Here is a 25,932-nt window from a genome sequence, read left to right as displayed (position 1 = left end):
CCTGTTAGATGTGACAAACCGGGCGCTGGCGGGTACGCAATCCTTGAAAAAGCAACGGCACGACGGGCGACGCAGACCCACAACGGGAATCTTTACCGCCGACCGGACGTTGACCGGATGACGACGACAGCGACACCTGTCCTGTGGGCGACAAGCCCGGGAGGCACGATTCATGAGTGAGCGAGCTCTCCGCGGCACGCGACTTGTGGTTACCAGCTACGAGACGGACCGCGGCATCGATCTGGCCCCGCGCCAGGCGGTGGAGTACGCATGCCAGAACGGCCATCGATTTGAGATGCCGTTCTCGGTAGAGGCGGAGATTCCGCCGGAGTGGGAGTGCAAGGCGTGCGGCGCCCTGGCACTCCTGGTGGACGGGGATGGCCCCGAAGAGAAGAAGGGCAAGCCCGCACGTACGCACTGGGACATGCTCATGGAGCGGCGCACCCGCGAGGAGTTGGAGGAGGTGCTGGCCGAGAGGCTGGCAGTCCTGCGCTCCGGTGCCATGAACATCGCCGTGCATCCGCGGGACAGCCGCAAGTCCGCCTGACCGCGTACGCACACCGCACGACCACACCCAAAATTACGTACAGAGCCGCGGGCCGCCCCACTCAGTGAGTGGGGCGGCCCGCGGCTCTGTGGCGCGCGCCCAAGGGGCCGGCGCGCTGAAGGGGCCGGCTCAGGGGGTCAGCGGCGGACGCGGGCCCTGGTCCTCGGGGCGTCCCGAGTCCTCCGGCCGCTCGTCGTTCTTGATGACCTCGCCCTGGACCACCTTGCCGTCGGGCCGGTGCATCCTGGCCTGCTGGTAGGCGTCCCCCAGCCCGCCGGGCACCGAGGCCGCCCGCACCCGGCGCTCCAGCGACCGTTCCGCGTACCGGCCGAGCGCCATCCGTACGAACGGGATGAGCAGCAGCAGGCCCAGCAGGTCGGTGATCATCCCCGGCACCATGATCAGCAGCCCGCCGAGCATCAGGAACCCGTTGCCGGTGGTCCCGCTCGCGCCCTCGACCTCGGGGGTCGCGCCGGGCTGCTGCTGACGCTGCTGGCGCTGAATGGTCTCGGTCAGATTCCGGAAGGCGCGGCGCCCGGCGCTCTTGATCACCACGGCGCCGAGCACGATCGAGCCCGCGATCAGCAGCAGGAGACCGAAGCCGCCGATGGTGTCGGCCACCACGGTCAGCAGCCAGATCTCCAGCACCAGCCAGGCGGCGATGGACAGCGGAATCAGAGTGCGGGCGCGGGAGCGCTTCGGACGGGGGCTGTGCGGCTGCGCGGTCGTCATACTCCCAGTGTGCCTGGGCGCCGGTGCGGACGGCGTAAGCGGGTGATCAGGACCGGGACGGCGGTGTGGGCTTCCGGCCGAGAAGACGGTTGGCGCGGGACTCGACGCCCCACGCGGTGACCCGCCAGAGCGCCTCGACCAGGATGTCCTTGCTCATCTTGGAGTCGCCCAGCTCGCGTTCGACGAAGGTGATGGGCACCTCGACCACATGGCAGCCCGCCTCGACCGCGCGCCGGGCCAGATCGACCTGGAAGCAGTAGCCCTGGGAGGAGACGGCGTCGAGGCCGAGCGCCTCCAGGGTCTCCCGGCGGAAGGCGCGGTAGCCGCCGGTGACGTCGCGGATCGGCACCCCGAGCAGGACCCGGGAGTAGGAGCTGCCGCCGCGCGAGATCATCTTGCGGGCGGTGGGCCAGTTGACGACCCGGCCGCCTGGCACCCAGCGCGAGCCGAGGACCAGATCGGCGCCCTTGAGCGCGGTCAGCAGCCGGGGCAGCTCCTCGGGCTGGTGCGAACCGTCGGCGTCCATCTCCACGAGTACGCCGTAGTCGCGCTCGATGCCCCAGCGGAACCCCGCCAGATAGGCGGCGCCGAGCCCTTCCTTGCCCTTGCGGTGCAGGACCTTGACCTGGCTGTCCGCTGCGGCCAGCTCATCGGCGATCTTGCCGGTGCCGTCGGGGCTGTTGTCGTCGGCGACGAGGATGTCGGCGGCGGGCACCGCCGCACGCACCCGGGAGACGATCGACGCGATGTTCTCGGCCTCGTTGTAGGTCGGGATGATCACCAAGGCCGTACCGAGCGGGCCGTACCGCCTCTGGTCACCGTCGTTCACTGCTGCCCCTATGTGGATCGCCGTACGCAGAGCCGTACGCAGATCACCCAGCTTAGCGAGCACGCCGGGTCCGCAGACCACCTCGGCGAAAGGGTGTCGGGCCCCGGGAGGGTCCGCCGAGGGGGCATCTCGGGCGATCACGGGCGCAACCGGATACCGCGCGGACCGGGGCCGCCCTCCGGTGGGCTGCGGATCGGGACCCGGCGTCCTTCGGGCCGACCTGGCACCCGCTGGCTGCGGGTCGACCGAAAGCCGTTGTCTACTGAACGCCGGGGCCCCATCCGGGTCACACCTGCCGACCGGCTGAATCCTTCCCTCGCCGACGAGACGCTGGCGCTGGACCTGGCTCCCAGTGGTGGTGCGCCGGTGCGGCACACCGCCCCATGGCCCAGCGGCGTTCGACGACCGCGTGGAGGTTGCCGGACGGACGTCCGTGGTGGACCCGGCCGAACCTACCCGCCGGTGGCGGCTTACTGTCAATAGCCGTTTGAACTGCGGCGTTTACCCGAATCGCCAGGTCAGCGCCGGAGATCCGCAGGTCGCGGCGGAGAGCGGGGGCCACCGACCGGCGGTACGAAATGTCCGTACGTCACTCGTTCGGTCGCACAAATACCGTTTGTCCGGAGACGACGGTCCGCAGACATACGGGCAGCGCCCGGCCCGGGGTGAGATCGGGCAGGCCCGGGGTGCCGGAGCGCGGATCGGTGGACCAGCGGGCCACGCGGTCGTCCGGCGCCTGGACCACCAGTTCGTCCGTCCGCCAGACGGCGTAGTCGGCGGGGGCGCCCGGCACCAGCGTCCCGGCGTCGTCGCGGCCGACGGCGCGCCAGCCGCCCCGGGTGTGGGCGGTGAACGCGGCCCGTACCGAGATCCGGTGACCGGGCGTGCGGTGGAAGGCGGCCGCCCTGATCGTGCCCCACGGGTCCAGCGGGGTGACCGGGCTGTCGGAGCCGAAGGCCAGCGGGACCCCGGCGCGCAGCAGGGCGGCGTACGGATTGAGCGTGGCGGCGCGCTCGGCGCCGAGCCGGCTCGCGTACATGCCGTCCGCACCGCCCCAGGCCGCGTCGAAGGCGGGCTGCACGGAGGCGGTGAGCCCCAGCTCGGCGAAGCCGGCGATGGTCTCGGGGGTGAGCATCTCGGCGTGCTCGACGCGGTGCCGGGCGGCCCGGACGCGGGCGACACCGAGGCGCTCGGCCGCCGCGCGCACCCCGTCGACGACCGCGTCGAGGGCGGCGTCGCCGATGGCGTGGAAGCCCGCCTGGATCCCGGCCTCGGTGCAGGCGGTGACATGGGCGGCGATCGCGGCGGCGTCGAGCCGCGCGGCGCCGGTGTGCGCGGCGTCGGCGTACGGATCGCGCAGGGCGGCCGTGTGGGAGCCCAGCGAGCCGTCGGCGAAGAGATCACCGGCGGCGCCCCACGCGCCCAGTTCACGCACGCGCCGGGCGCCCCGCTCGTCGCTGATCAGCTCGGCCCAGTAGCCGTGGACGCGCGGACCCGGCTCCTCCTCGGCGAGGGCGAGCAGGGCCGTGAAGTCCTCCTCGCTCGAAATGTCGGGGCCCGCGCACTCGTGGAGCGTGCCGATCCCCAGCGAGGCGGCGCGCCGCCGGGCGGCCCGCTGCGCCTCGGCGCGCTGCGGGGCGCCGAGGGCGCCGTGGGCGGCCTCGCGCACGGCGTGGTGCGCGGCGTCGGTCAGCGGGGCGTCCGGGTGGTAGCCGGGCAGCGAGGTGACCGCGGGCACCAGGTCGAGCAGGGCCGTGGTCACCACGGCCGAATGCACGTCGATCCGGGGCAGGTAGAGCGGCCGGCCGGCCGCGGCCTCGTCCAGTTCGGCGCGGGACGGGGGCCGTCGCTCGGGCCAGCTGTCGGAGTCCCAGCCGTGGCCGAGCAGCACCTCCCCGTCGGCGGCGGGCCGCGCCTCGCGGTACGCCCGTACGAGCGCGAGCGCCTCCGGCAGGCTCCCGGCGCCGGACAGGTCGAGCCCGGTGAGCGCGAGGCCGGTGGCCGTCAGGTGGGTGTGGGCGTCGGTGAAGGCGGGGGTGACCAGCGCGCCGTCCAGGTCCACCACCTCGTCCACCCCGGAGACGAAGGAGTCCGCGGCGCCCTCCGAGCCCACCCAGGCGACATGGCCGCGCTCGACGACCATGGCGGTGGCGAACGGGTCGGCGGGGCTGTGGACTTCTCCCCGGCGCAGCAGGACGGTGCGGCCGGGTTCGCTCTGGGGGGCGGTGCGACGGTTCATGGTGACCAGTCTCGCGGGTGCGGACCGGGCGGCGCGGCGCGGGGTCGGGGAAGCCCGGCCCGTTGCGGAACCCGCGTCAGAAGGAGGGCGGCCGGGACTCGTAGGGGGTGGAGAGGACGACCGTCGTCCGGGTGGAGACACCGGCCAGGGAGCGGATGCGGGTGAGCAGGTGCTCCAGCTCCAGGGGGGTGGCGACCCGCACCTTGAGGATGTAGTTCTCGTCGCCCGCCACGCTGTGGCACGCCTCGATCTCGGGGATCACGGCGAGCCGCTCCGCGATGTCGTCGGGCGCGCTGGGGTCGAAGGGTTTCGCCGAGATGAAGGCGGTCAGCGGCAGCCCGACGGCCTCCGGGTCGACGACCGCCGCGTACCCCCGGATGACACCGCGCTGCTCCAGCCTGCGCACCCGTTGGTGCACGGCCGAGGTGGACAGGCCGGTGGCCTTGCCCAGGTCGGTGTAGCTCGTCCGGCCGTCCTTGACGAGCAACTCCACGATCTGACGATCCAGCTCCTCCATGCTGTTCAACCTATTGCCCCGGGTGGCCTCCGGCACAGTCGGCGGGCGCGCGCGGGGGCGCCCGCGACGGGCGTGTGACAAAGACCACAGGGCCATGGGCGGGTCCGTCGAGACCATACGGTTACCCGGCGCGCGCGACGGGAATTGCTTGCTGTGGTCGAGACCACACGTGCCTGGTCGGCCCACCCGAGGGGGAATGTCTCCATGCAGAGCCTGAAGCGCGCCGGACGCACCGAGCCGGAGCCGGTCGAGTTCGCCGACACCGAAGCCGACGAACTCGACGCGTACGACACGTTCGAGATGTACCGGGTCGTCTGCCCGGACTGCGCGCAGCCCATCGCGCTGCTGGCGGACGAGGACGTGCTTCCGGAGCACGCGCTGTGCCCGTCCCCGTGGAATCCGTTCGTGCTGTCGGTGTGCGCCGGTACGGGCAGCACGGCGTCCGCCGCCCGGCCCGCCGACGAGTCGTCGGACGTCCAGGAGCAGGACACCGCGCTGCTGCTGACGCTGCCTCAGGGCCTGGACTGGCGTACGCAGCCCTTCTCCCACGTCGGAGGACCGGGCTCGCGACCGTTCAGGACGGTGGCCGCCCGGCGGGCCGCGGCCTGACGGCCGGCCCGTCCGGCGGACCGGCGGGGCCGGCCGTGGCCGGCCCGGCGGTCAGCGGGTCTCGGGACCGGCCAGATGCCGCGCGATCACCATGCGCTGGATCTGGTTGGTGCCCTCGACGATCTGCAGCATCTTCGCCTCGCGCATATAGCGTTCCGCCGGGAAGTCGGCGGTGTAGCCGTACCCGCCGAGCACCTGTACGGCGTCGACGGTGACCGCCATCGCCGTGTCGGTGCAGAACAGCTTGGCCATGGCCGCCTGTGCGGAGAAGGGCCGGCCCGCGTCGCGCAGGCGCGCGGCGGCGAGGTAGAGCGAGCGCCCCGCCTCGATGCGGGTGGCCATGTCGGCGAGCAGGAAGCGCAGCCCCTGGAAGTCGGCGACGGGCCGGCCGAACTGGCTGCGCCCGGCGGCGTATTGGAGTGCCTCGTCCAGGGCGGCCTGCGCCAGTCCGACGGCGCAGGCGGCGATGCCGAGGCGTCCCGAGTCCAGCGCGGACAGGGCGATCGCGAAGCCCTGCCCCTCGTCGCCGAGGCGCCGGTCGTCGGCCACCCGTACGCCGTCGAAGTGGAGTTGGGCGGTGGGCGAGCCCTTCATGCCCATCTTCCGCTCGGGCGCCGCCGCGGTGAGACCGGGCGCGTCGCCCGGGACGAGGAAGGCGGTGATGCCGCGCGCCCCCGGGCCGCCCGTCCGGGCGAGGACGGTGTAGAAGTCCGCGATCCCGCCATGGGTGATCCACGCCTTGGTGCCGGTGATGACCCAGTCGTCACCGTCCCGTACGGCCTTCGTGCTCAGGGAGGCGGCGTCGGAGCCCGCGGCGGGCTCGGAGAGGCAGTACGCGCCGAGCAGTCCGCCGCCCAGCATGGCGGGGAGGTGGGCGTCGCGCTGCTCCTTGCCGCCGTAACCGGCCAGCGCGTGGCAGGCGAGGGTGTGCACGCTCACGCCGAGACCGACGGTGAGCCGGACGGCGGCCAGCTCTTCGAGGACCTGGAGGTATACCTCGTAGGGCTGGTCCCCGCCGCCGTCGGCGGAGTCGTACGGGAGGCCGAGCAGGCCCGACGAGGAGAGCGTGGCGAAGAGTTCGCGCGGGAAGCGGCCCGCGTCCTCTTCCTCGGCCGCCTCGGGGGCGATCTCCCGGCGGCCGATGTCGCGTACGAGGGCGATGAGGTCCTTGGACTCCTCGGTGGGCAGCTGACGTTCCACCGGTCGCGGGGCGCGGTCGGACATGGCGGCGCTCTCCTCCCTGTCGGGCGCTACGGCGGTCGCGCGCGCAGGGTGTGGCGGCGCCGCCGACTGAGGTCCGGGGATGCCCCCGGAGAGTGATTCTGCCCCGGCCGATGCTGCCTTTCCGGATCGCGGGAGCGGCTGATCAACTGCCGTGGCGCGTTGAGTATGCCCGATCGGGGCCCTTACGTCACTGGTCACGAGCCCCGCCCGGACCCACCGCCGGTCACGCGCCCCGCTCGGGCGGCCATCGAACATGGTCCGCACCATTGACCCAGTGGTCTAGTCCTTCTAACGTCCACTCACACAGCACGATCTCCCCCACTCGCTCTTCTCCCCCACGAGGAGACTCCATGCTCACCCTCCCCCGCGCCCGCTTCCGGGCGCTGACGGCCGCCGCCTGTACCGCCGCCCTCGGCGTGGCCCTGCTCTCCGGAGCGGGCGCCGCCTCGGCGGGCGAGGCCGCGTCCGCCGCCTCCGCCGAACCGGCCGCAGCTGCCGCAGCCGGCGACAAGGTCGTCGGCTACTTCACCAACTGGGGCGTCTACGACCGGAATTACCACGTCAAGAACATCGAGACCTCCGGCTCCGCCGACAAGCTCACGCACATCAACTACGCCTTCGGCAACGTCACCGGCGGCAAGTGCGCGATCGGCGACTCGTACGCCGACTACGAGAAGGCGTACACCGCCGACCAGAGCGTGGACGGCGTGGCCGACACCTGGGACCAGGAGCTGCGCGGCAACTTCAACCAGCTGCGCAAGCTGAAGGAGCGTCACCCCGGCCTCAAGGTCGTCTGGTCCTTCGGCGGCTGGTCGTGGTCCGGCGGCTTCGCGGAGGCGGCCAAGGACCCGGCGGGCTTCGCGAAGTCCTGCCACGACCTGGTCGAGGACCCGCGCTGGGCCGATGTGTTCGACGGTATCGACATCGACTGGGAGTACCCGAACGCCTGCGGGCTGACCTGCGACTCCAGCGGGCCCGACGCGTTCAGGAACGTCGCGGCGGCGCTGCGCGGCGCGTTCGGTACGGATCTGGTGACGGCGGCGATCACCGCGGACGGTTCGGACGGCGGGAAGATCGACGCCGCCGACTACGCGGGCGCCGCGCAGTACCTCGACTGGTACAACCCGATGACGTACGACTTCTTCGGTGCCTTCGCCGCGCAGGGCCCCACCGCCCCGCACTCGCCGCTCACCTCCTATGAGGGCATCCCCACCGAGGGCTTCAACTCGGACGCGGCGATCAGCAAGCTCAAGGGCCTGGGCATCCCCGCCGAGAAGCTGCTGCTCGGCATCGGCTTCTACGGCCGGGGCTGGAGCGGCGTCACCCAGTCGGAGCCGGGCGGCACCGCCACCGGCGCGGCGCCCGGAACGTACGAGGCGGGCATCGAGGACTACAAGGTGCTCAAGTCCTCCTGCCCGGCGAACGGTACGGTCGCGGGCACCGCGTACGCCCACTGCGGCGACCAGTGGTGGAGCTACGACACCCCCGCCACGATCGCCGGGAAGATGGCCTACAAGGACCAGCAGGGCCTTGGCGGGACCTTCTTCTGGGAGCTGAGCGGGGACACCGGTGACGGTGAGCTGATCAAGGCCATCAGCTGATCGCACACCTCCGGCCGGGCGGCGGAACGCCGCACGTGTGACCACCACCGACTCGCCGGGGGCGGGGAGCCCGAGCGGCCCCCGCCCCCGGCGGCTGTCCCATCAGGGCGATCCTGTCGGACAGGACCTACGCGCCGCTCTCGCCGTTCAGGGCCGTCAGGCCGGTGAACGGGCGCCATTGGAGGTCGGGCGGTGGTGCCGGGCACTCGGGGGCGAACTCCTCGATCGTGTTCAGCGTGTGCCGCAGCATCCGCACCAGCAGGTCCCGGGGCACCTCACGCTGGACGTCGTCCTTGTACTCCAGCCATTCCAGCGTCAGCCACTCCACGCTGCTGAGCCAGCCGAGCAGCGCGAGCCGGGCGATCGGCGGGATGTCGTGATGGCCGTAGGCGCCCTCGGCGACCGTCGCGACCAGCCCCGTGCGCACGGCGTCCCGGATCTCCTGCACCTGGGTGTCGAAGCCGACCCCGCCCGTGATGATGGTCCGGTAGGCGGCCTCGTTCTCCTGGGCGAAGCGCAGATACGCCTCGACCGTGCGCTGGACGCGCTGGGTGCGCGGGAGTTCGTTTCCGCCGGCCGCGAGCGAGACGAGTTCCGCGACCGAATCCTCGACGATGGCGAGGTAGTAGCCGCGCTTGTTCTTGAAGTAGTAGTAGATCAGCCCTTTGGCGACCCCGGCGTGCTGGGCGATGTCATCCATCGACAGCGCGTCGTACGAGGTGTGGGCGAACAACTTCCGTCCGGTCGCGATGAGTTCGGAACGCCGCACCTGCGATCGCAAGGAGGCGTCCCGCTGTTGACTGCTATTCAATTCGCGTCCTGGTCTCCGTCTGCCACAGAATTCACACAAGAATTCCCGCAGTATCGCAGAGACGTGGCGGCCGCCTCTTTCAGGTGGCTACAGCAGACCCGTGTGACTGACGAGGACGGCGAGCAGCACGACCAGGGTCCAGCCGAGCAGCTGCTCGACCAGCTCGGGGCCGTCGTCCTTGGGGCCTCCGGTACGGGCCCGGTCGCGGACGCGGTCGAGCGCGCCGGTGAGGGAGGTGAGGGCAGTGGTGGCGGTGGCAGTCATGGACATCTCGTTCGTTCGTACGGCGGTGGATGTCCCCCCCGGGCCACCGTCCCCTCGGTGACCCCACCACAGTGCCAGCGAATCCGGCCCCCGGGTAGAGACCTGCGTCACGGCTCCCCGCGACGGGCGGGCGGCGGCGGGGCACCGGCGCGTGAACGCGGGGGCGTACGGGGGTGCACGGCCCGGAAATGTGCCGTACACCACACCGCGCGCTGTCCACGTACCGGGATCAGATCAGCCCCACCGCCCGCAGGGCCCGGCGCTGGGCGGCGGACGGTTCGGCGGGCCAGTAGACGTAGGCGACGCCGCCGGTGCCCGAGGAGACGTTGCCCGAGGCGTTGTACCGCTTGGTGCGCAGCCAGATCGTCTCCCACTCGGCGCGCCGGTAGACCCGGCGCACGGCCGCGTTGTCCGGGGAGGAGGGGTCGTTGGCGATCACATCGCCGTCGGCCGTGAAGCCGATCACGGTCATCAGATGGCCGGCGGTGCCGTACCCGGCCCCGGTCAGCTCCTCCTTGAGGAAGGACTGGGAGGTGATCAGGGGGATGCCCGCGCGGACGAGGGTCTCCGCCTCGGTGAGCGAGCCGAGCCTGGTGACGGCGGAGGACATCTCGCGGTAGGTCGCGGCGTACGCGGCGTTGAACGGCCAGTTGCCGCAGCCCTCGTACTGGTAGTCGTAGGTGAACCGGGCCGCGTGGCAGATCTGCGGATCGGCGAAGGCCGGGTTCACCCAGGCGAGTTCCTCGGCGGTGGGCCCGCGCCCCCAGTACTCGACGATCATCTCGGAGGAGGTGGGGCTGCACCACGCCTCGCCGCCGTTGTCGTACTCCGGGTACTGCCCGACGTGGGTGTTCTGCGAGTAGCGAGGCACGGTCAGCTCGCGGACGAGCCCGGGGGCGGAGGCCGGGACCGTGAACCGGTCGGGGATGTCGGAGGCCATCGCGCCGACCCGGTGCACCACGGGCGTGAGCCGGGTGCCGGGCCTGCGGTGCAGGGTGAGCCGCAGCCGGTAGGAGACGAGCCGCACTCCGCTCGCCGCGTCGTTCACGGCGAGCGTGTCGGTCCAGACGCTGCTGCGCCCGTCGCCCTGCCCGTCCACGGAGGTGCGCCTGATGTCGTCCTCGCCGTCGCCGGAGGTCCAGCGGCCCAGCACGTACCAGGGGGTGTCGGTGCCGTCGGAGTAGCGGCCGCGCAGCTCGATCTGGAGCCAGGTGCCGGCCGGGGTCCTGGCGTTCCAGGAGGCGATCACCTCGGTGGCGGGGACCGTGGAGCGGTGCTCGGGCGAGGTCCAGCTCGCGTACTCCCAGGTGGTCGTCCTCCCGGTGTGCGGGTCCTGGTAGTCGGTGCGGCCGGCCGGGGCGTGGATCACCAGAGAGGGCCGGGCTCCGGAGACGGCCCGGGTGCCGCGCCCGGTGCCGGCGCGCCAGTCGGCGTACGAGGTCCAGAAGGCGTTGTCCACGAGCGGCTCCGCCGGGGCGGCGGCGGCCGGTACGGCGGCGCTCGCCCCGGTGCCGGCGGCGACCGCGAGCGCGGCGGCGAGAACGGTTCTGCGCGAGGTGGGACGGGTCATGGGAAACCTCCGGTCGAGAGGCGGGGCGAGGGAAGGCGGAGCGGGAGGTGGAGAGCGGGTGGAGGGAGGCGGAAGGCGGGCCCGGCGGGCGGGGCGACGGGTCGGAGTCGTCCACTATCGCGGCTCCCGGCGCGCTTCTGCCAGCGATTCACACCGCGTCGGTCGAGCAATATTGGTCTGCACCAGTGGCATGACCTGCGGTCGCGACCGTGAGGCGGCCCCCTCGCACGCGCGCGGGGGCTCGTAGGCTGGGCCGTATGGACGATCTGACCGCGCGGGCCCGGGCCCTGCGCGCCGTGCCGCCCTCCTGCGGCCCTGTCCGGCTGATCGCGGTCGACGGCCACGCGGGCTCGGGCAAGAGCACCTTCGCCGACCGGCTGGCGGCGGCGCTGGACGGCGCGCCCGTCCTGCGGCTGGACGATCTGGCCAGTCACCGCCACCTCTTCGAGTGGACGGAGCGGCTGACCGAGCAGGTCGTGGAGCCGCTCTCCCGAGGCGCGTACGCGCACTACCGGGCGTACGACTGGACCGCACGCCGGTTCGACGCACCCCGCGCCCTGCCGCCCGCGCCCGTCGTCGTGATGGAGGGCGTCGGCGCCGGGCGCCGGGAGCTGCGGCCGTATCTCGCGCGGCTGTTCTGGATGGACCGGGGCGCCGAGGAGTCCTGGGAGCGCGGGCGCCGGCGCGACGGCCCCGCCCAGTCCGCTTTCTGGGACGGCTGGACGGTGGCGGAGACACGCCACTTCGCGTCGGACCCCTCCCGCCCGTTCGCCGACGCGCTGGTGCGGGAGAAGCCGGCGGGGTACGAGATGGCCCCCGGGCCCGGAACGGCCCCGGGACAGGACCAGACCCTCACTAAGGGTGATCGGCTCGGGCCGCCTCGCTGAACCGCAGGAAATCCGGCGTCACGGAGTGCCCAACTCGGCTTGACCGGGGGGCCGGACAGGTCTTACGTTCTTAATGTGCGGCTTTTCGGAGCCGCGGCGGACGCGAAGCCCCCGGTTGTTCCCCCGTGACCGGGGGCTTCGTTCTGCCCTTATCGCCGCTTTCCTCCCCTGTTTCCTCGCTCCCCTCCCGCCCTCGCGATCACGTTCGGTCACGACCGTGCACCCCGACGGCGCCCTTAGTCGCACACCCTCTGCGCAGGTACGATGCCTCTCAGTGCGGTCAATTCCCGTCCGCGACACAGTGGTTCGGCACGCCGCCGATGGGCGCCCGCCCGGCGGGACACCATGGGGGCACGGTTTGTGGGGGACCTGATGGATATCGGCACGCAGGGAACGGGAGCCCCGGCCGACCTCGCCTGGGTGCGCGGCGTGGACGCGTACACCATGGGGGCGTACCCGCAGGCGGAGGAGGAGTTCAGGACCGCCGTCCGGCACGACCCCGGGATGGCCGACGGCTGGCTGGGGCTGCACGCGCTGCGCGTCGACACCACCGCCGCCCTGCTGCACATGTACCGCCACCGCGACCGCTTCGGCGAACAGCGCTCCCGCCACCGCCGCACCCTGAACTCCTGGTACTGGCTGGGCTGGTGGGTCCAGCCCGTACTGGAGAGCGGACGCGATCTGCTGCTCGCGCACGCCTCGCACTGGCTGGACGGCCGCCATGTCCCCGATCTGGACCGGGCGTTGGCGGGTCTGCCGCCGGTGGACGCGGACACGCAGGTGCGTTTCCTGCACGCCTGCCGCGCCTATCTGGTCAAGGACTGGGAGCAGTTGGTGCGTCATACCGAGCCGCTGGTCCACGATCCGCTGCTGGGGATCGAGGCGGGACTCTTCGGCGGCATGGCCCGGGTCCGGCTGGAGATGTACGGACAGGCCGAGCCGGTCCTCGCCACCTCCCTGATGCGCTGCCGCAGCGAGCAGCCGCAGCGCAAGGAGCTGCGCTACTGGCTGGCGCGCGCCCACGAGGGCACCGGGCGCAGCGCGGCGGCCCTCCCTCTCTACCGGGCCGTGCACCGGCTGGACCCCGCGTTCATGGACACCGCCGCCCGGCTCGCCGCGATCACCGACCTGGACGGGTACGAGGGCCCCGACGACCCGATGGGGCTCGCCTCGGTGGCGCTGGCCGGGCTCGGCCAGGACACCGCCGACGCGGGCGAGGCGCAGCCGCCGGCCCAGGGCGAGCCGGACGGGCCGCCCGGTCCCGACGTACCGCTCGGCCGGGAGGCGCCCCTGCCGGGCACCGGCGGGGGTCCGGCCGGCGCCGGGCCCGCCCCCGTACCCGGCCCCGTCCGGGAGAAGGCCGCGCCGCCCGCGCAGCCGGCGGCCCCGCGCTTCCCGCAGGGCCCGACCGATCCGGCGCTGCTCGCGCGGGCGCTCGCGGAGCTGGAGCGGATGGTCGGCCTCGATCCGGTGAAGCGGCAGGTGAAGGCGATCTCAGCGCAGCTGAACATGGCCAGGCTGCGGGCCGGCGAGGGGCTGCCCGTCCAGCCGCCGAAACGTCACTTTGTCTTCTCGGGCCCCTCGGGCACCGGCAAGACGACCGTCGCCCGCATCCTGGGCCGGATCTTCTACGCCCTCGGGCTGCTCGGCGGGGACCATCTGGTCGAGGCCCAACGGGCCGATCTGGTGGGCGAGTTCCTCGGCCAGACAGCGGTGAAGGCGAACGAGCTGATCGACTCGGCGATCGGCGGGGTGCTCTTCGTGGACGAGGCGTACAGCCTCTCCAACTCCGGCTACAGCAAGGGCGACGCCTACGGCGACGAGGCGCTTCAGGTGCTGCTCAAGCGCGCCGAGGACAACCGTGACCATCTGGTGGTGATACTCGCGGGCTACCCCGAGGGCATGGACCGGCTGCTGGCCACCAATCCCGGGCTCTCCTCCCGCTTCACCAGCCGGGTGGACTTCCCCAGCTACCGGCCGCTCGAACTGACCGCGATCGGCGGGGTGCTGGCGGCGGAGAACGGGGACGTCTGGGACGAGGAGTCCACGGACGAGCTGCGCTCGATCAGCGGACACGTGGTCGACCAGGGGTGGATCGACGAGCTGGGCAACGGCCGCTTCGTGCGCACCCTGTACGAGAAGAGCTGCGCCTACCGCGATCTGCGGCTCTCCGGCTACGGCTCCACGCCCACCCGCGACGATCTGGCGACGCTGCGGCTGCCGGACCTGATGCAGGCGTACGGAGAGGTCCTGTCGGGCCGCGGTCCGGTCGACCGCGGCCCCCAGGAGTGACGACCCGGTACACGGCGGGGCGCGGACCGGGTCGTCGTCCGACAGGCTCAGCGGGCCAGGACCTGGTCCGCCCGGTCGGTGCGCTGCTCGCCCACCAGGGACGCCTTCTGGACATCGTGCCGGTGGGAGGGGTCCCGCATTTCTCCCACGAGCTTTTCCAGTACGTCCTCCAGGGCGACGAGCCCCAGCACCCGCCCGGACGCGTCCGCGACCTGGGCGAGATGGGTGGCGGCGCGGCGCATCACGGTGAGCGCGTCGTCCAGCGGGAGTTCCGCCCGCAGGGTCGCCATCGGCCGCCACACATGCTGCGGCACGGCGCGCTCCGCGGCCTCCAGATCGAGGACGTCCTTGACGTGCAGGAAGCCCATGAAGGCGCCGCTGCCCTCCGCGCAGACCGGGAAGCGGGAGAAACCGGTGCGCACGGTCAGCTCCTCGATCTCGCGCGGGGTGACCGCGGGGGTCACCGTCACCAGGGAGGCGCGGGTGAGGAGTACGTCGGTGACCGGGCGGCTGCCCAGCTCCAGCGCGTCCTCCAGGCGCTCCTGCGCCTCCGGTTCGAGCAGTCCGGCCTGGCCGGAGTCCTCGACGAGCCGGTTGAGCTGCTCGCTGGTGAAGACCGCCTCGACCTCGTCCTTGGGCTCGACGCGGAAGGCCCGCAGCACCAGCCGGGCGCAGGCGCCGAGACCGGCCGTCACCGGACGGCAGAGCCGGGCGAAGCCGACCAGACCGGGGCTGAGCCAGAGCGCGGTCTTCTCCGGCGCGGCCATGGCGAGGTTCTTGGGGACCATCTCGCCGATGACCAGATGCAGGAAGACCACCAGGGCCAGGGCTATGACATAGCCCAGCGGATGGATCAGCCCCTCGGGCAGCCGTACCGCCTCGAAGACGGGCTCCAGCAGATGCGCCACCGTGGGCTCCGCGACAGCGCCGAGCGTCAGGGAGCAGACCGTGATGCCGAACTGGGCCGCCGCCATCATCTGCGGCAGATTCTCCAGCCCGTACAGCGCCTGTCTGGCGCGGGCCGAGCCGCGCGCCGCGTGCGGCTCGATCTGGCTGCGGCGTACGGAGACGAGGGCGAACTCGGCTCCGACGAAGAAGCCGTTGGCCAGGACCAGCAGCAGGGCGAAGACGAGTTGCAGGGCGCTCATCGGCCGCCCTCCGCCATCGCTCCGGCGCGCGCGGGCACCGGCCGGTGCGCGGGGAGCGGTTCGTACGCGGCCACCGGCTCGTGGGGACCGTCCGCCGTGGTGGCGGGTCCCTCGGGGTGCGGTTCGGCCGGTACGTCCGAGGGCCGGTCGGGCGGGGTGCCCGCCGGGGCGTCGGTGGTCCGGACGAGGCGGACGCGTTCCGCCCGGTAGCGGTCCACCTGGCGTACCGAGAGCCGCCAGCCGGGCAGCTCGGCCCGGTCGCCGGGGGCCGGGATGCGGCCGAGCAGATCGGCGACCAGACCGGCCAGGGTCTCGTAGGGGCCCTCGGGTACGTCGAGTCCGATCCGGCGCAGGGTCAGGACCCGGCAGCTGCCGTCGGCCTCCCAGGCGGGCCTGCCGTCCTCGGGGGCGGCGGGCGCCAGATCGGGCCGGCCGTCGTGCTCGGCGTCGTGCTCGTCGCGTACCTCGCCGACGAGTTCCTCGATGATGTCCTCCAGGGTGACGACGCCGGCCGTGCCGCCGTACTCGTCGACCACGATGGCTATCGGCTGCTCACTGCGCAGCCGCTCCAGCAGCTGCTGCACGGGCAGCGTCTCGGGCACCAGCAGCGCCGGGACGGCGATCCGCCCGGCGGGGGTGCGCATCCGCTCGGCCACGGGCACGGCGAGGGCGTCCTTGAGGTGGACCATGCCGACGATCTCGTCGATGCGTTCCCGGTAGACGGGGAAGCGCGACAGACCGGTGGCCCGGGTGAGGTTGAGGACGTCCGCGGCCGTCGCGTCGGACTGGAGGGCGCTGACCTTCACCCGGGGCGTCATCACGTGCTGCGCGGTGAGCCGGCCGAGCGAGAGGGTCCGTACGAACAGGTCGGCGGTGTCCTGTTCGAGGGTGCCGGCCCGCGCGGAGTGGCGGGCCAGGGAGACGAGTTCGCCGGGCGTGCGGGCCGAGGCGAGTTCGTCGGTCGGCTCCACGCCGAGCATCCGGACGAGCCGGTTGGCGACGGTGTTGAGCAGCGAGATCACCGGTCGGAAGACCGAGGAGAAGCGGTGCTGCGGTCCCGCCACGAACCGGGCGACCTGGAGGGGTCTGGAGACCGCCCAGTTCTTGGGGACGAGTTCGCCGATCACCATCTGGACGGCGGAGGCCAGCAGCATGCCGATCACCACCGCGATCCCGGAGACCGCCCCCGCGGGCAGTCCGGTCGCGGCGAGCGGCCCGTCGAGGAGCCCCGCGAGCGCGGGCTCGGCGAGCATGCCGACGACGAGCGAGGTGATGGTGATGCCCAGCTGGGTGCCGGAGAGCTGGAAGGAGAGTTCCCGCAGGGCCTTGACGACGGTACGGGCGCGGCGGTCGCCGGCCGCGGCGGCGCGCTCGGCGTCGGGGCGGTCCACCGTGATGAGGCCGAATTCGGCCGCCACGAAGAAGCCGTTGGCGAGGATGAGAAGGAACGCTGCGGCGAGCAGCAGAAGGGGGATGGTCATGCCGCCGCCTCTTCGAAGGGGGCGGCGCAGGTACTACCGGACGATCCGTCCATTGCTGGAGGGAGTCACTCCTCGGGTCGCAGGATGCCCCGCGGGCCGGTCGCGGCCGTCGAGTGCGGGGCGGGGCGCACTCGGCGCCTCCGCCACCAGAGTAATCAAGAGCGGGCGCCGGAGGGCAGTGGTGTGTGGAGCAAGTGGCTCAGCCACCGCTCGGGCGCGGTCCCGGCCCCGGTGCGCCGGTGGCGGTACGGGATTCGCTCAGCGCGCGCAGCGCGCGGGCGTCGCGCAGGGCGTGCGCCTTGGCCACGCCGGGCTGAATGCCCAGTACGGGCAGGCTGGAGCCGTCGTTGAGGTCGAGGAAGACCCAGGCGTCGCCGGGCCGCAGATTGACCCGCAGGATCTCGGCCCACTCCAGTCGGTGCGTCCGCGTGATATTGACGACAGTGACCCCGGTCTCGTCGGCGACTACCTTGGGACGGCTGAGGAGCGCCAGCACACCGGAGAACAGCAAGGCCGTGAGGATGAAGCTCAGCCGCTCCCCCGGGTGCAGGTCGTCGAGGAGCAGCCCGATGGCCGAGATGGCCACGAACATGACGGCCCCCGCCGTCAGCAGTACGACCCTGGTGCGGGTCGGCCGGAAGGTGACCGGCAGGGCGGACGGTGCCGGCTGGGGCGCGGGGGCGGGGGCGGGGGCGGCCATGGTTTCGCTCTTCCCGGTGGAATGGGTGCGGGGGCTCAGAGACGGCAGGCGTGGATGGCCGTGGTGAGGATGGCGCGGGCGCCCAGGTCGTACAGGTCGTCCATGATCCGCTGCGCCTCCTTGGCGGGGACCATCGCGCGGACGGCGACCCAGCCCTCGTTGTGCAGCGGGGAGATGGTCGGTGACTCCAGCCCGGGGGTGAGGGCGACGGCGCGCTCCAGGTGCTCGGCGCGGCAGTCGTAGTCCATCATCACGTAGGTCCGGGCGACGAGAACGCCCTGGAGCCTGCGCAGGAACTGGCGCACCTTGGGCTCGTCGGGGTCGGCGCCGGTGCGTCGGATGACGATCGCCTCGGAGGTCATGATCGGCTCGCCGATCACCTCCAGGCCGGCGTTGCGCAGCGACGTGCCGGTCTCCACCACGTCGGCGATGATCTGGGCGACGCCCAGCTCGATGGCGGTCTCGACCGCGCCGTCCAGGTGGACGACGGAGGCGTCGACGCCGTTGTCGGCGAGGTGCTGGGCGACGATGCCCTCGTACGAGGTGGCGACGGTCATGCCGCCGAACTCGGCGACGCCGGCGGCGGTGCCGGGGCGGGTGGCGTAGCGGAAGGTGGAGCGGGCGAAGCCGAGCGGCAGGATCTCCTCCGCCTCGGCCTCGGAGTCCAGCAGCAGGTCGCGTCCGGTGATGCCGATGTCGAGCTTGCCGGAACTCACGTAGATCGCGATGTCGCGGGGGCGGAGGTAGAAGAACTCGACCTGGTTGTCCGGGTCGACCAGGACGAGTTCCTTGCTCTCCTTGCGCTGCTGGTAGCCGGCCTCATGGAGCATCGCCGACGCAGGTCCCGAGAGTGAACCCTTGTTGGGGATGGCGATGCGCAGCATGAGGTCGGCTTCCTTCGTGCGGAGTGTTTCGTACGGAGAGGTGTCGTGCGGAGGGGGTGAACCGTGCTCGTACAGGCTCAGAGATGGGCGTACACGTCGTCAAGGGAGATTCCGCGCGCGACCATCATCACCTGGACGTGGTAGAGGAGCTGGGAGATCTCCTCGGCGGCGGCTTCCTTGCCTTCGTGCTCGGCGGCCATCCAGACCTCGGCCGCCTCTTCCACGACCTTCTTGCCGATGGCATGCACACCTTTTCCGACCAGTTCGGCGGTACGGGAGGTGGCGGGGTCGCCGTGGGCGGCCTTCTGCTGGAGCTCGCTGAACAGCTCCTCGAACGTCTTCTTCGGCATGGTGGCGCCTACTTTACGCGGCCCGCCGCGGCCTGCTGGCGCCAGGGTTCCGCGATGGTGCGCAGGGTGGTGGCGGTGGCGACGGCGGCGGTGACCGCCTCGTGGCCCTTGTCCTCGTGCGAGCCGTCGAGGCCCGCCCGGTCGAGGGCCTGTTCCTCGGTGTCGCAGGTCAGGACGCCGAAGCCGATCGGGACTCCGGTGTCGACGGAGACCTGGGTGAGGCCCTGGGTGACGCCCTGGCACACATACTCGAAGTGCGGGGTGCCGCCGCGGATGACGACACCGAGGGCCACGACCGCGTCGTACCCCCGGCCGGCCAGGACCTTGGCGACGACGGGCAGCTCGAAGCTGCCGGGGACCCGCAGCAGGGTCGGTTCGTCGATGCCGAGGTCGCGCAGGGCGCGCAGGGCGCCGTCCACCAGGCCGTCCATGATCTTCTCGTGCCACTGCGCCGCGATCACGGCGACCCGCAGGTCCCCGCAGTTCCGCACGCTCAGCTCGGGTGCGCCTTTGCCGCTCACGTCTCTCCTCGGGTGTGGTGTCGGTCGGTCACTGGTTGCCGCAGGTGGTGGCCGCGGCCGGGTCGAGCCAGGGCAGGTCGTGGCCCATCCGGTCGCGCTTGGTGCGCAGGTAGCGGAGGTTGTGCTCGCCCGCCTGGACGGGCATCGGCTCGCGGCCGAGGACCCGCAGCCCGTGCCGGACCAGCGCGGTGGTCTTCTCCGGGTTGTTGGTCATCAGCCGCAGGCTGCGCACCCCGAGGTCGTCGAGGATCCGCGCGCCCGCCGCGTAGTCGCGGGCGTCGGCGGGCAGGCCGAGTTCCAGGTTGGCGTCGAGGGTGTCCCTGCCGCGCTCCTGGAGTTCGTAGGCGCGCAGCTTGGACAGCAGGCCGATGCCCCGGCCCTCGTGGCCGCGCAGATAGACGACGACGCCCCGGCCCTCGGCGGTGACGCGTTCCATGGACGCCTGGAGCTGGGGGCCGCAGTCGCAGCGCTGCGAGCTGAAGATGTCGCCGGTCAGGCACTCGGAGTGGACCCGTACGAGCAGGTCCTCGCCGTCGCCGATCTCCCCGTGCACCAGGGCGACATGCTCGACGCCGTCGACCGTGGAGCGGTAGCCGTACGCGGTGAACTCGCCGTACGCGGTGGGGAGGCTGACCTCGGCCTCGCGGCGGACGGAGGGCTCGGTGGACCGGCGGTAGGCGATCAGATCCTCGATGGAGATGATCGTCAGGCCGTGCTTGCGGGCGAACGGGATCAGCTCGGGCAGCCGCAGCATCACCCCGTCCTCGCCGGCGATCTCCACGATCGTGCCGGCGGGGCGCAGCCCGGCCAGCCGCGCCAGATCGACGGCCGCCTCGGTGTGGCCGTTGCGGACGAGGACCCCGCCGGACTTGGCGCGCAGCGGGAAGACATGGCCCGGCCTGACGAAGTCGGCGGGCTCCGCGTCGCCCGCCGCGAGCAGCCGCAGGGTGGTGGCGCGGTCGGCGGCGGAGATGCCGGTGGTGACGCCGTGGGCGGCCGAGGCGTCGACGGAGACGGTGAAGGCCGTCCGCATCGACTCGGTGTTGTGGCCGACCATCTGCGGGAGTTCGAGCCGGTCCAGCTCCGGGCCCTCCATGGGGGCGCAGATCAGGCCGCGGCACTCGCTCATCATGAAGGCGATGATCTCGGGGGTGGCCTTCTCGGCCGCGATGACGAGGTCGCCCTCGTTCTCGCGGTCCTCGTCGTCCACGACGACGACGGGGCGGCCGGCGGCGATGTCGCGTACGGCCTGCTCGACCGGGTCGAGGGAGAGGTCCTCGGCGTTGTCGGTGGAGTACCACGTGAGGGGCCGGGGGCTGGAGGTCATGCTGCTGCTCCTTCCAGGGACGGGGCGCCGGCGCGGGTGCGCTGCCACCAGTCGCGCATGCCCCACAGGACGAGGGCGAGGTAGATCACGTACACCAGGCCGGAGAAGGCGAGGCCGCTGCTGAAGGCGAGCGGTACGCCGACGACGTCGACGAGCAGCCAGGCGAACCAGAATTCGACGAGTCCGCGGGCCTGGGCGACCATCGCGGCCAGGGTGCCGACGAAGATGTACGCGTCGGGCCAGGGGTTCCAGGAGAGTTCGGGCACGGCGGCGAACAGGCCGCCGACGGCGAGGGTGCCCACGGCCGTCCCGCCGAGGAGCACACCGCGCTCGCGCCAGGTGGCGAACCGTACGGCGATGGAGCCGTCCTGCGCCTGCTGCCTGCCGCGCTGCCACTGGCGCCAGCCCCACAGGGCCACGCCCATGACGAGCAGCTGCTTGCCGATCCCGCCGCTGAGGTGGGCGGAGGCGTAGGCGCCGACCAGGACGACGCCGGAGAGGAACTGGGCGGGCCAGGTCCAGATCGAGCGGCGCCAGCCGAGCGCGAGGGCGGCCAGGCCGATGGTGTTGCCGATCATGTCGGACCACAGGATGTGCTGGCCGAAGGCGGTGAAGGCCTCACCGTTCAGCCAGGAGAGGGTGTTCACCGTTCGGGCTCCTCGGCCGGGACCGGCTGGGCGGGGGCCAGCAGCCGTTCGACGTATTTCGCGATGACGTCGACTTCGAGGTTGACCGGGTCGCCCGGTCCCTTGATGCCGAGGGTGGTCAGCGCGAGGGTGGTGGGGATGAGGCTGATGGTGAAGAAGTCGGCTCCCGCGTCGACCACGGTGAGGCTGACGCCGTCCACGGTGATCGAGCCCTTCTCCACGACGTAGCGGCTCAGGGCGGCGGGCAGCGAGATCCGGACGATCTCCCAGTGTTCGGACGGGGTGCGCTCGACGACCGTGCCGGTGCCGTCCACATGGCCCTGGACGATGTGTCCGCCGAGCCGGCCGCCGACGGCCATCGGCCGCTCCAGGTTGACCCGGGAGCCGGTCTCCAGGGCGCCGAGGCTGGAGCGGTTCAGCGTCTCGGCCATCACATCGGCGGTGAACTCGCCGTCCCCGTGGTCGACGACCGTGAGACAGACGCCGTTGACGGCGATGGAGTCCCCGTGCCCGGCGCCCTCGGTGACGAGGGGGCCGCGCAGTCGGAAGCGGGAGGCGTCGCCGAGGTTCTCGACGGCGGTGACCTCACCCAGCTCTTCGATGATTCCGGTGAACACTCAACGCTCCTTCGGGGCGGTGGGAACGGCGGTGGGAGCGATCGGGACCGCGGTGATCCGCAGGTCGGGTCCGATCCGTACGGCCTCGGTCATCCGCAGGCGCAACGCCTCGGTGATCGTGCTGATTCCGGCGTCGGCCAGGGCGGTGGGCCCGGCGCCGAGAAGGGCGGGGGCGAGATAGCCGACGACCTTGTCGACCGCTCCGGCCGCGACGAAGGAGCCGGCCAGCGCCGGGCCCCCTTCGAGGAGTACGGAGCGCACCCCGCGCGCGTGCAGGGCGGCCAGCAGGGCGGGGATGTCCAGGCCCCGGTCGGACCGCGGCAGCCGTACGACCTCGGGCAGCGCGCCCGCGTCGGCGTCCTCGGCGATGGCGATCAGGGTGGGCGCGGCGTCGTCGAGGACCCGGGCGCCGGGCCGCACGGCGGTGGCCTCGGTGTCCACGACGACGCGCAGCGGCTGGACGGTGTCCCCGTCGGACCCGTCGGACCCGTCGGACCCGTCGGACCCTGACTCGTCGGACCCGGCGGCCTTGGCGGACGCGTCGGCCCCGGCGGCGCGGGCCGCGAGGTGCGGGTCGTCGGCGCGGGCGGTGCCGGAGCCGACCACGACGGCGTCGGCCTCGGCGCGCAGCCGGTGGACGTCGGCGCGGGCCTCGGCGGAGGTGATCCAGCGGCTGGTGGAGTCGGCGGCGGCGCTGCGGCCGTCGAGGGTGGCCGCGTACTTCCAGGTGACGTGGGGGCGGCCGAGCCGTACGGAGGTGAGCCAGCCGGCGTTGCCGTCCTCCGCCTCGTCGGCGAGCAGCCCCCGCTCGACGGTGACCCCGGCGGCCCGCAGGGTCTCGGCGCCGCCCCGGGCCTGTGGAGTGGGGTCGGCGACCGCGTACACGACCCGGGCGACGCCCGCGTCGATGAGCGCGCGGGCGCAGGGGCCGGTCCTGCCGGTGTGGGCGCAGGGTTCGAGGGTGACGTAAGCGGTGGCGCCCCTGGCCCGGTCGCCGGCCGCGCGCAGGGCGTGGACCTCGGCGTGCGCGCCACCCGCTCGGCGGTGGAACCCCTCGCCCACGAGCTGCCCGGCGGCGTCGAGGATCACGCATCCGACGACCGGATTGGGGCTGGTGGAGCCGAGTCCGCGCGCGGCCAGTACGACGGCTCGCCGCATGGCGTCCGCGTCGGTGACTGCTTCGGCTTCCGTGGCCACCGGGTCCTCCTGCCTCTTCGGGCACGGACTCCGGGGCCTGTCGATGACGACAGATGAAGCGGGAACACACACGGGGGATGCGCCATGGCCGGACATCCGGTCCGTCAAGGACCGGTCGCCGAACACCGACGCGCCCGCGAGGGCCCGCCGCGCACTGCCTCCCATCCGGACTTTCACCGTCGGTCCAGGAATCTCACCTGGTCAACCGGCCGCTGGTTGCGGACGGGTCGCGGACTATAACCGCCGGTTCGGAATTACACCGACCCCGGAGTGCGCTGCTTCTGTTACCCGCCCAGTCTGCCACGCCTGATCGTCGGCCATCCGGGTGAGCCCTGTGGCGTCACTCACAGACAGGTGCGCGTCTCACGGAGTGAACAGGTCGTCCTGCGCCGCCTCCCGTGCCGTGAGCAGCGCGCCGCGCAGGACGGCCGCGCCGCCGAGGGTCCCGGCCCTGACCTCCGTACGCAGCGGGGACATGAGCGCGAGCCGGTCCTCGACGCGGGCGGCCAGCGTCTCGCCGCCCGCGTGGCCGACCTCACCGGCGAGCACGATCCGGCCGGGGTCGAGGACCGCGCCGACCGCCGCCGCGCCGATGGCCAGCCGGTCGGCGAGCACGTCGAGGAAGGCCCCGGCGGCGTCCCGCCGCCCGGACGCGGACCGCGCGTCGGCCACCGCGGCGCGCACCAGGGCGGCGGCGGGCGGCTCCTGGGGGCCTGCGGGGGCCGACACGCCGTACCCGGCGGCGAGTTCGACGACGGCGGCCGAGCCCGCCAGGGAGTGGAAGCCGCCCTCGCAGCCGGCCGCCGAGGGCAGCCGCGTGGTGCCGGGCACGGGCAGGAAGCCGATCTCGCCCGCGCCGCCCGAGGCGCCCTTGCGGAGCCTGCCGTCGAGGACGACGGCGGCGCCGACGCCGTGGCCCAGCCAGAGCAGGACGAAGGTGTCCTGGCCCTTGGCCGCGCCGAGGCGCTGCTCGGCGAGGGCGGCGAGGTTGGTCTCGTTCTCCACCAGGACGGTGGCGGGCAGCCGTTCCTGGAGCGCGGCGACCAGCCGCCGGTGCCAGGCGGGCAGCCCGGTGGTCTCGCGGAGTTCGCCGGAGACCGGGTCGACCAGCCCGGGGGCGCCGATGCCGACGCTGTGCAGGGGTACGGCGCCGGCCTCGCGCGCCGTGCGTTCCAGCAGGGCGGCGGCCTGTTCGACGGCGGCCTCCGTGGCGGTCTCGCTGCCGATGGGCGCGGTGGCCTCGGCGAGGGTGGCGCCGAGCAGGTCGGCGACGACGACGGAGACGCTGTGGGTCCTGACGTCGAGGGCCGCGAGATGGGCGCGGTCCGCGGCGATCCCGTACAGCCGGGCGTTGGGCCCACGGCGCCGGTCGCCGGTCTCCCCGACCACTCTGACCAGGCCGGAGTCCTGGAGCCGCTCCACCAGGTCGGCGACGGTGGGCCGGGAGAGCCCGGTCAGGGTCTTGAGCTGTCCCGCCGTCAGGGGCCCTTCCCGCTGGAGCAGTCCGAGGGCCAGCCGGTCGTTGAGGGCCCGGGCGGTACTCGGGGATGCGGCCATGCCGGGATCCTTCCAGACGGGCGGGGACCGGGCGGACACCGGCGCCGGACTCCGCATGAGACGCCCTATTTATCAGGCAGGCTTCCTGATAGTTTACTGCGGCGCCGGAGGTCGGCGCACCGCCTGAAGGGACAAGACGGAGATGTCGGCTGAAGTGGTCTACGACAAAGAGCGGTTGCGGCGGGCCAGGATCGCCATCGCCGCCGTCTTCTGTGTGCACGGCGCGGTCACCGGCAGTTTCGCCACCCGGGTCCCCTGGATCCAGGACCACGCCGGACTCAGCGCGGGACAGCTCGGGTTCGCGCTCGCCTTCCCCGCGATCGGCTCGGTGACCGCGATGCCGCTGGCGGGTGCGATCAGCCACCGCTTCGGGGGCAGGACCGCGCTGCGCGGACTGCTCGGGCTGTGGACGCTGGCGCTGATCCTGCCGTCCCTCGCGCCGAATCTGGTCACGCTGTGCGCGGCGCTGTTCGTGTTCGGCGCCACCTCGGGCATGTCGGACGTGGCGATGAACGCCATCGGGCTGGAGACCGAGTCCCGGCTCGGCAAGTCGATCATCTCCAGCCTGCACGGCATGTGGAGCGCGGGCGCGCTGATCGGCTCGGCGGCCGGCGCCGTCGCGGCGCATCTCGGCGCCGACGCCCGGCTGCACCATCTGCTCGCCGCGCTCACCCTCACGCTGCTCGGCGCCGCCGCCTGCCAGGGCGTGCTGAACGTGCGCCCCGCGGCCGACGAGGAGCCGCCGCCCCGGTTCGCGCTGCCGCCGAGGTCCGCGCTGATCATCGGCGCCGTCGGGTTCTGCGCGGTCTTCGCCGAGGGCGCGAGCCTGGACTGGTCGGCCGTCTATCTCCGGGACATCCTGGACACCTCGCCGGGCGTCGCCGCCGCCTCGACCACGGCCTTCGCGCTCATGATGGCCGTCGCGCGGCTCGCGGGCGACAAGGTGGTCGACCGGTTCGGCGCCGTTCGGACCGTGCGGACGGGCGGGGTGCTGGCGGCTACCGGCGGGGTGCTCGTCGTCGTGGCCCCGCATCCGGTGGTCGCCATGGGCGGCTTCGGACTGCTCGGGCTCGGGGTCGCCGCGGTCGTACCGCTCGCCTTCGCGGCGGCGGCGCGCTCCGGACCGAATCCGAGCCAGGCCATCGCGGGCGTGGCCACCATCACGTACACCTCCGGGCTGATCGCGCCCTCCGCGATCGGCGCGGTCGCCGACGCGACCTCGCTGGTGGCGTCCTTCGGGCTGGTGACCCTGCTCGCCTGCGGTCTGGTGGCGGGCGCCGGGGTGCTGCGTCCCGGCCGTGCGAAGGCAGCGGGCGCGCAGGCTCCTTCGGGCGGCGGCGTGGAAGTGAGTCCGGCGGGCGACTGACCGCGGCGGACGGCC

The 25,932-nt window shown here is 72.8% G+C and carries 25 protein-coding genes and 1 riboswitch; of the genes, 6 read left to right on the top strand and 19 right to left on the bottom strand.

Features of this window, described 5'->3' with window-relative positions:
- Positions 1-172 precede the first annotated feature (172 nt).
- Positions 173-547 (top strand): RNA polymerase-binding protein RbpA, encoded by a 375-nt coding sequence (locus tag OG627_RS30025; RefSeq protein ID WP_114627560.1) that lies wholly within the window; start codon positions 173-175, stop codon positions 545-547.
- Between the two features lie 129 nt (positions 548-676).
- On the opposite strand, the gene fxsA is transcribed toward OG627_RS30025, so the two are convergent.
- The 4 genes from fxsA to OG627_RS30005 all read right to left on the bottom strand — a co-directional run bounded on the left by fxsA (position 677) and on the right by OG627_RS30005 (position 4,864).
- The gene (fxsA, locus tag OG627_RS30020; protein ID WP_329070398.1) at positions 677-1,279 is read right to left on the bottom strand and encodes an FxsA family membrane protein; all 603 of its coding nucleotides are present in this window, start codon (positions 1,277-1,279) and stop codon (positions 677-679) included.
- Positions 1,280-1,325: 46 nt separating this feature from the next.
- The gene (locus tag OG627_RS30015) at positions 1,326-2,108 is read right to left on the bottom strand and encodes a polyprenol monophosphomannose synthase (protein ID WP_329073092.1); all 783 of its coding nucleotides are present in this window, start codon (positions 2,106-2,108) and stop codon (positions 1,326-1,328) included.
- A gap of 589 nt (positions 2,109-2,697) precedes the next feature.
- Positions 2,698-4,347, bottom strand: coding sequence for an amidohydrolase (locus tag OG627_RS30010; RefSeq protein WP_329070396.1), 1,650 nt, complete (start codon positions 4,345-4,347; stop codon positions 2,698-2,700).
- Positions 4,348-4,423: 76 nt separating this feature from the next.
- On the bottom strand, positions 4,424-4,864 hold the full coding sequence (locus OG627_RS30005; protein WP_329070395.1) for an Lrp/AsnC family transcriptional regulator: 441 nt from the start codon (positions 4,862-4,864) through the stop codon (positions 4,424-4,426).
- Positions 4,865-5,068: 204 nt separating this feature from the next.
- Between OG627_RS30005 and OG627_RS30000 the strand changes: the two genes are divergently transcribed.
- Positions 5,069-5,473, top strand: coding sequence for a hypothetical protein (locus tag OG627_RS30000; RefSeq protein WP_329070393.1), 405 nt, complete (start codon positions 5,069-5,071; stop codon positions 5,471-5,473).
- Between the two features lie 51 nt (positions 5,474-5,524).
- Here the strand turns inward: OG627_RS30000 and OG627_RS29995 are convergent, their stop codons facing one another.
- The gene (locus tag OG627_RS29995; RefSeq protein ID WP_329070391.1) at positions 5,525-6,697 is read right to left on the bottom strand and encodes an acyl-CoA dehydrogenase family protein; all 1,173 of its coding nucleotides are present in this window, start codon (positions 6,695-6,697) and stop codon (positions 5,525-5,527) included.
- 350 nt (positions 6,698-7,047) lie between these two features.
- Here OG627_RS29995 and OG627_RS29990 point away from each other — a divergent pair, with 350 nt between their 5' ends.
- Positions 7,048-8,298, top strand: coding sequence for a glycoside hydrolase family 18 protein (locus OG627_RS29990; RefSeq protein ID WP_329070390.1), 1,251 nt, complete (start codon positions 7,048-7,050; stop codon positions 8,296-8,298).
- A 127-nt stretch (positions 8,299-8,425) separates the two neighbouring features.
- Here the strand turns inward: OG627_RS29990 and OG627_RS29985 are convergent, their stop codons facing one another.
- From OG627_RS29985 to OG627_RS29975, 3 genes are all read right to left on the bottom strand, one after another.
- Entirely contained in the window at positions 8,426-9,109 is a 684-nt protein-coding gene (locus OG627_RS29985) for a TetR/AcrR family transcriptional regulator (RefSeq protein ID WP_443073562.1), read from the bottom strand.
- A gap of 87 nt (positions 9,110-9,196) precedes the next feature.
- A complete protein-coding gene (locus OG627_RS29980; protein WP_329070386.1) occupies positions 9,197-9,373 on the bottom strand; it encodes an SCO1431 family membrane protein in 177 nt (58 codons plus the stop codon).
- Positions 9,374-9,602: 229 nt separating this feature from the next.
- Positions 9,603-10,943, bottom strand: coding sequence for a peptidase C39 family protein (locus OG627_RS29975; protein ID WP_329070385.1), 1,341 nt, complete (start codon positions 10,941-10,943; stop codon positions 9,603-9,605).
- A 257-nt stretch (positions 10,944-11,200) separates the two neighbouring features.
- Here OG627_RS29975 and OG627_RS29970 point away from each other — a divergent pair, with 257 nt between their 5' ends.
- Both OG627_RS29970 and OG627_RS29965 read left to right on the top strand, forming a co-directional pair.
- Entirely contained in the window at positions 11,201-11,830 is a 630-nt protein-coding gene (locus OG627_RS29970) for a uridine kinase family protein (protein ID WP_329070383.1), read from the top strand.
- Between the two features lie 372 nt (positions 11,831-12,202).
- Positions 12,203-14,122, top strand: coding sequence for an AAA family ATPase (locus OG627_RS29965; protein ID WP_329070381.1), 1,920 nt, complete (start codon positions 12,203-12,205; stop codon positions 14,120-14,122).
- 47 nt (positions 14,123-14,169) lie between these two features.
- Here OG627_RS29965 and OG627_RS29960 read toward each other — a convergent pair whose 3' ends face one another.
- The 11 genes from OG627_RS29960 to OG627_RS29910 all read right to left on the bottom strand — a co-directional run bounded on the left by OG627_RS29960 (position 14,170) and on the right by OG627_RS29910 (position 24,551).
- Positions 14,170-15,270, bottom strand: coding sequence for a hemolysin family protein (locus tag OG627_RS29960; RefSeq protein WP_329070379.1), 1,101 nt, complete (start codon positions 15,268-15,270; stop codon positions 14,170-14,172).
- Complete coding sequence (locus OG627_RS29955) at positions 15,267-16,751, bottom strand: hemolysin family protein (RefSeq protein ID WP_329070376.1); 1,485 nt, start codon at positions 16,749-16,751, stop codon at positions 15,267-15,269. Before OG627_RS29955 ends, OG627_RS29960 begins: the two co-directional genes overlap by 4 nt.
- 199 nt (positions 16,752-16,950) lie before the next feature.
- Complete coding sequence (locus OG627_RS29950) at positions 16,951-17,451, bottom strand: PH domain-containing protein (protein ID WP_329070374.1); 501 nt, start codon at positions 17,449-17,451, stop codon at positions 16,951-16,953.
- A 35-nt stretch (positions 17,452-17,486) separates the two neighbouring features.
- Positions 17,487-18,335 carry an ATP phosphoribosyltransferase gene (hisG, locus tag OG627_RS29945; RefSeq protein ID WP_329070372.1) on the bottom strand — a complete coding sequence of 283 codons (849 nt, stop codon included), beginning with the start codon at positions 18,333-18,335 and terminating at the stop codon, positions 17,487-17,489.
- Positions 18,336-18,412: 77 nt separating this feature from the next.
- Positions 18,413-18,685 carry a phosphoribosyl-ATP diphosphatase gene (locus OG627_RS29940; RefSeq protein WP_329070370.1) on the bottom strand — a complete coding sequence of 91 codons (273 nt, stop codon included), beginning with the start codon at positions 18,683-18,685 and terminating at the stop codon, positions 18,413-18,415.
- Positions 18,686-18,693: 8 nt separating this feature from the next.
- A complete protein-coding gene (ribH, locus tag OG627_RS29935; RefSeq protein WP_329070368.1) occupies positions 18,694-19,206 on the bottom strand; it encodes a 6,7-dimethyl-8-ribityllumazine synthase in 513 nt (170 codons plus the stop codon).
- 28 nt (positions 19,207-19,234) lie between these two features.
- The gene (locus OG627_RS29930; protein WP_329070366.1) at positions 19,235-20,533 is read right to left on the bottom strand and encodes a bifunctional 3,4-dihydroxy-2-butanone-4-phosphate synthase/GTP cyclohydrolase II; all 1,299 of its coding nucleotides are present in this window, start codon (positions 20,531-20,533) and stop codon (positions 19,235-19,237) included.
- On the bottom strand, positions 20,530-21,180 hold the full coding sequence (locus tag OG627_RS29925; RefSeq protein WP_329070365.1) for a nicotinamide mononucleotide transporter family protein: 651 nt from the start codon (positions 21,178-21,180) through the stop codon (positions 20,530-20,532). The genes OG627_RS29930 and OG627_RS29925 overlap by 4 nt, the downstream gene beginning before the upstream one ends.
- Complete coding sequence (locus tag OG627_RS29920) at positions 21,177-21,797, bottom strand: riboflavin synthase (RefSeq protein WP_329070364.1); 621 nt, start codon at positions 21,795-21,797, stop codon at positions 21,177-21,179. Before OG627_RS29920 ends, OG627_RS29925 begins: the two co-directional genes overlap by 4 nt.
- Positions 21,798-22,955, bottom strand: coding sequence for a bifunctional diaminohydroxyphosphoribosylaminopyrimidine deaminase/5-amino-6-(5-phosphoribosylamino)uracil reductase RibD (gene ribD, locus OG627_RS29915; RefSeq protein ID WP_329073090.1), 1,158 nt, complete (start codon positions 22,953-22,955; stop codon positions 21,798-21,800).
- A gap of 186 nt (positions 22,956-23,141) precedes the next feature.
- Positions 23,142-23,272, bottom strand: a riboswitch (FMN riboswitch).
- An 85-nt stretch (positions 23,273-23,357) separates the two neighbouring features.
- Positions 23,358-24,551 carry an ROK family transcriptional regulator gene (locus tag OG627_RS29910; protein WP_329070362.1) on the bottom strand — a complete coding sequence of 398 codons (1,194 nt, stop codon included), beginning with the start codon at positions 24,549-24,551 and terminating at the stop codon, positions 23,358-23,360.
- Positions 24,552-24,693: 142 nt separating this feature from the next.
- On the opposite strand from OG627_RS29910, the gene OG627_RS29905 reads away from it, so the two are divergent.
- Positions 24,694-25,917, top strand: coding sequence for an MFS transporter (locus OG627_RS29905; RefSeq protein ID WP_329070359.1), 1,224 nt, complete (start codon positions 24,694-24,696; stop codon positions 25,915-25,917).
- Positions 25,918-25,932: the final 15 nt, after the last annotated feature.

Source organism: Streptomyces sp. NBC_01429 (assembly GCF_036231945.1).
Classification (GTDB): Bacteria; Actinomycetota; Actinomycetes; order Streptomycetales; family Streptomycetaceae; genus Streptomyces.
The sequence above is the reverse complement of the archived record's forward strand: the minus strand, read 5'-3'. Positions and strand labels throughout refer to the sequence as shown.

What these genes read in the sequence shown, in the direction of transcription:
- OG627_RS29940 (WP_329070370.1), bottom strand. Translation starts at nt 18,685, where the DNA reads ATGCCGAAGAAGACGTTCGAGGAGCTGTTCAGCGAGCTCCAGCAGAAG.
- hisG (WP_329070372.1), bottom strand. Translation starts at nt 18,335, where the DNA reads ATGCTGCGCATCGCCATCCCCAACAAGGGTTCACTCTCGGGACCTGCG.
- OG627_RS29930 (WP_329070366.1), bottom strand. Translation starts at nt 20,533, where the DNA reads ATGACCTCCAGCCCCCGGCCCCTCACGTGGTACTCCACCGACAACGCC.
- ribD (WP_329073090.1), bottom strand. Translation starts at nt 22,955, where the DNA reads ATGCGGCGAGCCGTCGTACTGGCCGCGCGCGGACTCGGCTCCACCAGC.
- OG627_RS29995 (WP_329070391.1), bottom strand. Translation starts at nt 6,697, where the DNA reads ATGTCCGACCGCGCCCCGCGACCGGTGGAACGTCAGCTGCCCACCGAG.
- OG627_RS29975 (WP_329070385.1), bottom strand. Translation starts at nt 10,943, where the DNA reads ATGACCCGTCCCACCTCGCGCAGAACCGTTCTCGCCGCCGCGCTCGCG.
- OG627_RS29955 (WP_329070376.1), bottom strand. Translation starts at nt 16,751, where the DNA reads ATGACCATCCCCCTTCTGCTGCTCGCCGCAGCGTTCCTTCTCATCCTC.
- OG627_RS29910 (WP_329070362.1), bottom strand. Translation starts at nt 24,551, where the DNA reads ATGGCCGCATCCCCGAGTACCGCCCGGGCCCTCAACGACCGGCTGGCC.
- OG627_RS29950 (WP_329070374.1), bottom strand. Translation starts at nt 17,451, where the DNA reads ATGGCCGCCCCCGCCCCCGCCCCCGCGCCCCAGCCGGCACCGTCCGCC.
- OG627_RS29970 (WP_329070383.1), top strand. Translation starts at nt 11,201, where the DNA reads ATGGACGATCTGACCGCGCGGGCCCGGGCCCTGCGCGCCGTGCCGCCC.
- OG627_RS30010 (WP_329070396.1), bottom strand. Translation starts at nt 4,347, where the DNA reads ATGAACCGTCGCACCGCCCCCCAGAGCGAACCCGGCCGCACCGTCCTG.
- OG627_RS29965 (WP_329070381.1), top strand. Translation starts at nt 12,203, where the DNA reads ATGGATATCGGCACGCAGGGAACGGGAGCCCCGGCCGACCTCGCCTGG.
- OG627_RS29960 (WP_329070379.1), bottom strand. Translation starts at nt 15,270, where the DNA reads ATGAGCGCCCTGCAACTCGTCTTCGCCCTGCTGCTGGTCCTGGCCAAC.
- OG627_RS29905 (WP_329070359.1), top strand. Translation starts at nt 24,694, where the DNA reads ATGTCGGCTGAAGTGGTCTACGACAAAGAGCGGTTGCGGCGGGCCAGG.
- OG627_RS30000 (WP_329070393.1), top strand. Translation starts at nt 5,069, where the DNA reads ATGCAGAGCCTGAAGCGCGCCGGACGCACCGAGCCGGAGCCGGTCGAG.
- OG627_RS29980 (WP_329070386.1), bottom strand. Translation starts at nt 9,373, where the DNA reads ATGACTGCCACCGCCACCACTGCCCTCACCTCCCTCACCGGCGCGCTC.
- OG627_RS29990 (WP_329070390.1), top strand. Translation starts at nt 7,048, where the DNA reads ATGCTCACCCTCCCCCGCGCCCGCTTCCGGGCGCTGACGGCCGCCGCC.
- OG627_RS30025 (WP_114627560.1), top strand. Translation starts at nt 173, where the DNA reads ATGAGTGAGCGAGCTCTCCGCGGCACGCGACTTGTGGTTACCAGCTAC.
- fxsA (WP_329070398.1), bottom strand. Translation starts at nt 1,279, where the DNA reads ATGACGACCGCGCAGCCGCACAGCCCCCGTCCGAAGCGCTCCCGCGCC.
- OG627_RS30005 (WP_329070395.1), bottom strand. Translation starts at nt 4,864, where the DNA reads ATGGAGGAGCTGGATCGTCAGATCGTGGAGTTGCTCGTCAAGGACGGC.